Origin of the sequence: Ornithinibacillus halotolerans (genome assembly GCF_014637405.1) — a bacterium.
GTDB lineage: Bacteria > Bacillota > Bacilli > Bacillales > Amphibacillaceae > Ornithinibacillus > Ornithinibacillus halotolerans.
This window is the reverse complement of record NZ_BMEY01000040.1, coordinates 1-1,845: the sequence shown is the minus strand read 5'-3', so window position 1 is coordinate 1,845 and position 1,845 is coordinate 1. Positions and strand designations below refer to the sequence as shown.

1 protein-coding gene is annotated in these 1,845 nt (G+C 36.7%); it reads right to left on the bottom strand.

The features are described from left to right. Positions 1–1,680, bottom strand: a 1,680-nt coding sequence (locus IEV35_RS19935) for an IS1182 family transposase (RefSeq protein ID WP_188386408.1), incomplete at its 3' end; no start/stop codon positions are given. Positions 1,681–1,845: the final 165 nt, after the last annotated feature.

The window sequence follows — 1,845 nt, the reverse complement described above, 5'->3', positions numbered from 1 at the left end:
AAGAGGCTGGGACAAAACTAGCCGAAAATAACTAAAAATGGTTCCTATCATCAAAAATAGATGATAGGAACCATTTTTCTTTGGATTATTTTCACAATTTATTGTTCGATTGCCTTTCATGGCGGTGTATTTCCTTAGATTAACCGCCATGAACGCAAATCCTAATTCATTTTCTACTTTCTCTTTGCCCCTAACGGACATTCGAGTGAAGCACAAATTAGCCTTCAGAAATCCGAAGACTGGCTCTACATCAATTTTACGTTTTCCGTAGATTTCACCAGTTTCTTTATTCGAAAGCTGCTGTTTTATATATTCTTTTTGTTGTTCCCATTTTTCGTTGTAATAGATTTTACGGTTTTTCCCTGCTTTAGCTTTAGTGCACTGGGAACGTAATGGGCAACCGGAACAGTCCTCACATTCATAGACTTTAAATGTTCGTGTATATCCGTATTTATCTGTTCGGTTAGATAAATAACGAAATGTCAGCGATTTATTGTTTGGACATGTAAAGGTATCTTCATCCTCATTGTATTCCCAATTTGCTACATGGAAAGAGTCATTCTTATTTCTCTTCTTCTTCTTCTCATTTCGGTATTGGCTATAGGTAATGAGCGGGATGCGCTTTCGTTGATTGATGACATTCTCATAATTTTGTTCGCTACCATAACCTGCATCTGCCACAATATACTTTGGTAACTTAAAAAAACTCTCTAGAGTATCTAAGAAAGGAACGAATGTGCGTGTATCCGTCGGATTAGGAAACACTTGATAGGCGAGCGCATATTGTCCTTCTGTCGCAAGCTGGACGTTATAGCCTGCTTTTAACTGTCCATTCTTCATATAATCATCTTTCATTCGCATAAACGTGGCATCATGATCCGTCTTCGAATAGCTATTGCGTCCATCGAATATTTTCATGTCATTTTGATACTTTTGTTTTCGCTCTAAATAATTCTTGAATTGTTTGCGATATTGTTTCGGTGCTTTACGTTCGGAGCGAAGCTTCTTACGCTCATTCACATCTGCACTTGCTTCTATTTTTTTGTCGTATTCTTCTACCGTGTTGTCTAGCTTTTCTACTATTTTTTGAAGTTCTTCCGTTGAAAGTTCGTCTGAACTTTCCCTTTCAATTTCTGGAATAATCTCCTGCTCCAATAATTCATCATACATTTGGTTAGACTTTTCCACTAAATTAGCGCTATATTTTTCAATCGATTTACGCCAAACAAATGTAAACTTATTGGCATTTGCTTCTATCTTCGTTCCATCAATAAAGACTGCTTCTTCATCAATCTGTTTTTCTTGGACAAGTTGACAGCGAAATTGTACGAAGCATTGGCGTAGTAATTCTTTTACCTCTGGATGGACACGAAAACGATTAATCGTACGATAACTCGGTTCATACCCTTGAGCTAGCCACATCATTCGTACACTATCCGTGAGTAAACCCTCTATCTTTCTGCCAGAAAAAACAGATTGCGTGTAGGCGCACAAAATAATTTTCATCATCATTCGTGGATGATAGGATGGACAACCAGTGTCACGTAAAAAAATATCAAATGCCTTGTCTGGAATACTTTCCACCACATTGTTCACTGCATAGGCAATATCGTTTTCTTGTAATTTAATTTCTAAATCTAGCGGCAAAACAACTTGTTTCATGGTATAATGTTTAAACATAAGGATACCTCCTGAAAGTTATGGTGTGGTTACTTTAATTTTATCAGATGGTATCCTTTTTGTTTACTAGGAAGAGTTAGAATATTAAAAATAAACGTAGCACTTACCATTCGAAATGGAAGTGCTACGTTTTTAATTATTACTGGGGTTTTGTCCCAGCCTCTT